Source organism: Gluconobacter sp., assembly GCF_047723935.1.
Taxonomy (GTDB): domain Bacteria; phylum Pseudomonadota; class Alphaproteobacteria; order Acetobacterales; family Acetobacteraceae; genus Gluconobacter.
Map to the genome: position 1 here is coordinate 1 of NZ_JBDOBO010000113.1, position 5,962 is coordinate 5,962.

Genomic DNA, 5,962 nt, shown 5'->3' on the forward strand with positions numbered 1-5,962 from the left:
TATTATAACTATTTGGTGTAGTTTTATGGCCGCCGCCACTTCCGTTCTGTCATCTGTGCTCTCGTTCGCTCTGCTCATGTCAGGTACCTCGGCCATTGCCCTGGCAGCAGACGTTCAGGACGCGCATTCTCAAGCCGGGCACAAGCCATTAGGAAAGCCCCGTCATAACGGATACTCCAAGCCTGCCCCTTCGCCCCACAAGCAACCCAACGCAAAAGGCGAAAACGTTACGGTTCTCGGTCATGCCCATCAGGCTGACGGCGGAGCACTAGGGACACGCCGTGTTCTGGATACGCCATTTTCGATCAAGGTCGTGACGGCAGCAGAACTTCAGGAGCGGCAGGTCAAATCGCTGGCGCGCGTTTTCTCACAGGATGCATCGGTCATTTCGAACGGCGACACGTATTCGTTCAACGCCTATTCCGTCACGGTTCGAGGCGTACCGCTTGATGATTACAACGGCTACAAGATCAACGGCACGCCCTTCTTCATGACGACCGTGGAACTCCCACTTGAGTCGTTCGAGGCGGTACAGCTTCTCAAGGGCGCTTCCGGTTTCATGTACGGCTTCAACGCGCCCGGCGGCATCATCGATTTCCAGACGAAGAAGCCGACCGACGCCCGCACATTTTCCTTTGATGCCGGATACAGCTCAGGCGCCGTGGGCAGTCAGCACATCGACACGGGTGGGCGCCTCTTCCGAAACGATATTGTTGGATATCGCCTCAACCTCACCCACGAAAATGGCGAAACCTATAACGGATCGCACGTCACGCGCTTTTCAGGTTCCCTGTCCACGGATGTGCGGCTCGCTCACAACCTGCTGTGGACTGCCGATGCCATTTATCAGGACCGTCAGGTCCGTGGTGGCGTGCAGGACTTCTTTATTGATGATCCGTCCGCCTATGGCAGCAACCGTCTTCCCGATGCCATCAGCGGACACAAGAACCTGACCGCCTCTCCCGCCAGCATGTTCACGTCTCACACGCTATTCGTTTCCACGGGGCTGCATTGGGACATTACAAAGAACTGGACCGCGCGCATCGATTACAGCCACAGCATGGACTATCGCCGCTACCGCGGAGAGTGGATGTCCCTGCAGGATCAGGGTGGCAACTATGACACCTATATGAGCACCAATCCCGGAAGCTGGGCACAATACGATCAGGTTCAGGCCATTCTGGAAGGCAAGTTCCGGACGGGTTTTATCCGGCATGATTTCACGATGGGAGCGGCCTGGCAGGGACTTAGCAAATATCTGCCATACGACTCAGATTACGTGAATATCGGAGGCCAGAACCTTTACTCGCCGATCACAAGCCGCTCTTATAGCGGAAGCTGGGACACCGCGACCTATCGCAATTATCGTTCCGATCAGGTCGGTCTTTTCGGCAGCGACACCCTGACGTTTGATAAACACTGGTCACTCCTCGCCGGCATTCGCTTTACCGATTTCCATCAGCTGACATGGAAGTCTTCCGGCACGAAAACAGCGCTACGCACTACGCCACTGACACCGACTGCCGCCCTGATGTTCCATCCGTGGAAAGACACCACCATTTATGCCAGCTACGTTCAGGCGCTGGAAAATGGTGGGACCGTGGGGGACACATACAAGAACGCGCGTGAAACTCTGCCGCCCATCCGTTCCGATCAGGTTGAAGTGGGTGCAAAGATCGCTCGCCAGAGCTGGGATCTGACCGGTGCGCTCTATCGCATCACACGTGGCGCGCAGTATGCCAACGCGGACAATGTCTATGTCTCGAACGGCACAGTCACATATCAGGGGGCAGAACTCAGCGGCCATGTCGATCTGCCATTCGGCATTACCCTGACGGATAGCCTTGGTGCCGAAGGCGGAAAATACAGCAAGGCAGATGCCAGCGTTAAAGGGAACAAGATCGAGGGCATTCCGCTGTTCCAGAATGTGTTCCAGCTGACGGACCGTATCCCGGGCGTGCCTGGTTTCTCCGCAACTGCGGAAATCCATTATACCGCATCAATGTGGGGCGACAGTTCCAACGCCTTCCATGTTCCCAGCTATACGCTGCTCAATCTGCGGGCCAGCTATCGCACCAGCATTGGTCGTCACAAGGTGACGCTACGCGCTGAACTCGATAACGCCACAAACCTTCATTACTGGGGCTTTCTGGCCTCTGATTACTTCTTTGTCGGGACACCGCGCGCTGTCTTCCTGAACGCACGCTTCGATCTCTGATCTTTTCTGCCCCTTCCTGCCCTCTTCCGCTCCACACGTCACAGGAGTAGGACAGGGGCAGGGAGATGAGCACGATGACCAAGACACATTACGACCTGTGCATTAACGGAGCTGGTCCTGTTGGCGCGACCCTGGCCTGTCGTCTGGCAGCCGAAGGTGTACGGGTTCTGCTCATTGACCGTGCGGCGCTCCCAGGCATGGAAGATCCCTCTCTCGATGGCCGGGCATATGCCATTGCGGAAGGCTCACGCCAGATGCTGGAAGCCGCAGGTATCTGGGACAATCTTCCCGGTGTTTCCCAGCCGATCCGTGAAATCCGCGTCTCGGATGGCCGCCCGCACGAGGCTCCCTCACCGCTTTTCCTGCATTTCGGTGTGGACGATGCCCCTGAAGGCATGAATTTCGGCTGGATGGCAGAAGCACGCGATCTGCGTCTCGCCATTAACCGGACGCTTGAACAATACGAGACGCTGGACGTCCGCGCGCCAGACACAGGAACCTTCACGTTCCACCCGGACCATGTGTCGATCCGTTTGGCATCGGGTTCAACCGTGACGGCCAAACTGGCTGTCGCCGCTGAGGGACGTCGTTCTCCATTGCGCGACCAGGCCCGCATCGGCCTGACCAAACTCCCCTATCATCAGTGCGGTATCGTTGCGACAATCGCACATGAAAAGCCCCATGACGGCGTGGCGCTGGAACAGTTCCTGCCCGAAGGACCCTTCGCCCGACTGCCGATGCCAGGAACGGCTGAGCATCCGCATCGGTCCGCTATTGTCTGGGCAGAAGGCGAAGGCCGGGCCCAGCGCTTCCATGACCTCCCCGATGAAATCTTTGCCCGCGAAATCCGTGCACGCATGGGCGATGAGGATCTGGGCGCCATCACACCCATTGGCCGCCGCTGGATTTATCCGCTGTCAGCGCAATATGCGCAGACATATATTGCGCCGCGTCTGGCTCTCGTTGGAGATGCGGCCCATGGTATTCACCCGATTGCGGGTCAGGGCCTGAACATCGGTTTTCGGGATGTCATCGCTCTGGCAGACCTGCTGATTGAAGCTCATACCAAACGTACAGATCCGGGAAGCCGGGAGCTTCTTGTCCGCTATCAGCGCCGAGCCCGGCCCGGCAATATGGCCATGCTGGCCGCCACGGACATTCTGGAACGTCTCTTTGGCAACGATAATCCGGTTCTGCGGCGCGTGCGCGACCTCGGCATTGCGGGCGTTCATCGCCTGCCCCGCCTGAGACGCGCCTTTGTTCGCAAGGCGATGGGCGTATGAGTTCAACCGTAAATCTTGTTAAACTCTGGCAGGAAATGCAGTCCCAGGCATGCAGTTGCCATGATCCGCTGATTCAGGATGTCTTCGCGACTAACATCGGGGATCATGCCGACTTCAGTTCAGCACTGGCTTCTCTACTGGGGACAAAGCTGGCTGACCGCTCCATTTCGGCCACGGCCATCACACGTCTTGTTGCGTCAATTCTTCAGGACGTTCCGGCAATTGCAGAAGCCGCAGCGGAAGACATCCTCGCGATCCGTGATCGGGACCCCGCCTGCCCTGACCTTGTCACGCCTTTCCTGTTTTTCAAAGGCTGGCAGGCATTACAGGCTCATAGGGTCTCACACCATCTGTGGCAGAGAAACCGCCGACATCTAGCCTATCACTTTCAGAGCAGGGTAAACGAACTGTTCTCAATAGACATTCATCCCGCCGCCCGACTGGGACGCCGCCTGAGTATCGATCATGGAACAGGAATCGTCATTGGAGAGACCTGCATCATTGAAGATGACGTCTCCCTTTTTCAGGACGTCACGCTTGGCGGAACAGGAAAACTGAGCGGGAACCGCCATCCGATCGTTCGCCGGGGCGCCATGATCGGTTCCGGTGCAAAAGTTCTGGGCCGTCTTGTTATTGGTGAAAATGCCCGGATCGGCGCGGCTTCCGTCGTTCTGGAAGATATTCCAGCCAACGCAACCGCGGTTGGGAATCCAGCCCGGATTATTGGCACGCCAAAGGCAACGTCATTTCCTACGACAACCAACCCTGCTCACCCTGTCGCTTGACGGCGAGGAGCCGCAGGCTGTCTCTTTCTGCCCAGACGATTGTTTCGATATGAAACAGGAATGTATCCTTAATTAACTTTAGTAATCACTAAGAAACAGAGTGTGTATTACTGTTATCTGCGTATGATAATTATGCAACAGCGTGCCTTTATGGCATCCCTGCTGGTTATTTCCGGATAGACAAAGTTCTGAGACAAAAACATTACTAAGGAGATCTCAGAAATATAGTCTGACTGTGAGCCCACATGATTCTTAATCGACGCAGGGAGCTGCTTCTGTGCGCTTCCGTTCTCGCCATGGGACTGGAAGCGACTGCAACAGCGGACGCCCAGACCGCTACGAGCACGCATCACCGTGCGTCCTCCCATCGCACAACAACGCACGCCAAGGCGGCTGCCACGCCCAGGGTTACAACACAGGCACCGGTTCAGACAGCTGCACCAGCTGCGACAACGCCTGCCTTGACCGCTCAGGTAAATCGCCGTCGTGCCGTTACTTCGATCGATTCAGGCCGTTCTGAAAGTGTTGTCGTCACGGGCTCTGCCCTGAGCACGTCCAACAACTCGAACGCGAACCCGGTCCAGATCGTGACCAGCAAGCAGATTGAGCAGACAGGTGCCACCACGATTGGTGATTACCTGCAGCGCCTTCCGTCCATGGGCTCGTCTGGCACAACAAATAGCCAGACCAATGGCACAGGCGGCTCCTCCTGCATGGATCTGCGTAACCTTGGGCAAAACCGCGTTCTGGTTCTGATCGACGGCAAGCGTGCTGCCATCAATGGCAACAACAGCTGCTTCGACATGAACACGATCAACGTTCATCAGGTTGCCAGCATTGAAATCCTGAAGGATGGCGGTTCCGAGCTTTATGGTGCTGACGCTGTTTCCGGCGTTATCAACATCAAGCTTCGCCACGACCTCAACGATGCGAACCTCACGGTTCGTGGGGGTATTGGCACTGATCGCGGCGACGGCCAGACAGGCATGATTTCCGGCTATAAGGGCTGGAACTTCGATCATGGCAAGGGCAACGTGACGCTTTTCGGGTCTTACATGACCTCGAGCGGCATCCAGCAGCGCAACCGCTCCTGGGCGAACCCCGTTCAGATCAACAACCCTCTGAGTGCATCTGGACTGTCCTTCGGGTCCGGTTACCCGACCGGTGGCCTGTATCAGACAGACAGCGGCAATTACGTTGGCAGCGAAAGCGGTGCGCTACACACGTATTCCAAGGCTGACCGCTACAACTACGGTAACGATCAGTCCCTGACCAACTCCCTTCAGAACGCGACACTGTCGTTTGATGCCCATTACGACATCAACCGTCATTTCACGCCATATCTGAACTTTAACTACGCACACCGTAATTCGTCCACGACGATGGCCCCTATTCCGGTGGCTGGCAGCATTTACCCATCCTCGCTGCCAACGGCGCTCTATATTCCCGCAAATGACCCCTACAACACGCTCGGCGAAGACGCTTATATGTCCAAGCGTATGGGTGAGTGGGGCAATCGCCGCAGCGAAACCGCCACGGATACCTACACGGGTATTGCGGGTGTGAAGGGTGAAATCACCCATGGATGGAACTACGATCTGTCCTACACCTATGGCTGGAAAGAGGTGGTCCCCATTTTTCGGACAGGGCGATAAGCTATCATCTGGCCTGAACGA

The 5,962-nt window shown here is 56.5% G+C and carries 3 protein-coding genes and 1 pseudogene; all 4 read left to right on the plus strand.

The window, feature by feature from the left end:
• The first annotated feature begins 25 nt into the window (after positions 1–25).
• Positions 26–2,218, plus strand: coding sequence for a TonB-dependent siderophore receptor (locus ABF979_RS16115; protein WP_415560711.1), 2,193 nt, complete (start codon positions 26–28; stop codon positions 2,216–2,218).
• Between the two features lie 65 nt (positions 2,219–2,283).
• Positions 2,284–3,501 (plus strand): UbiH/UbiF/VisC/COQ6 family ubiquinone biosynthesis hydroxylase, encoded by a 1,218-nt coding sequence (locus ABF979_RS16120; protein ID WP_064274630.1) that lies wholly within the window; start codon positions 2,284–2,286, stop codon positions 3,499–3,501.
• On the plus strand, positions 3,498–4,286 hold the full coding sequence (gene cysE, locus ABF979_RS16125) for a serine O-acetyltransferase (RefSeq protein WP_202207107.1): 789 nt from the start codon (positions 3,498–3,500) through the stop codon (positions 4,284–4,286). Before ABF979_RS16120 ends, cysE begins: the two co-directional genes overlap by 4 nt.
• 245 nt (positions 4,287–4,531) lie before the next feature.
• A pseudogene (locus ABF979_RS16130) lies at positions 4,532–5,917 on the plus strand (TonB-dependent receptor plug domain-containing protein); the annotation flags it as partial.
• Positions 5,918–5,962 lie beyond the last annotated feature (45 nt).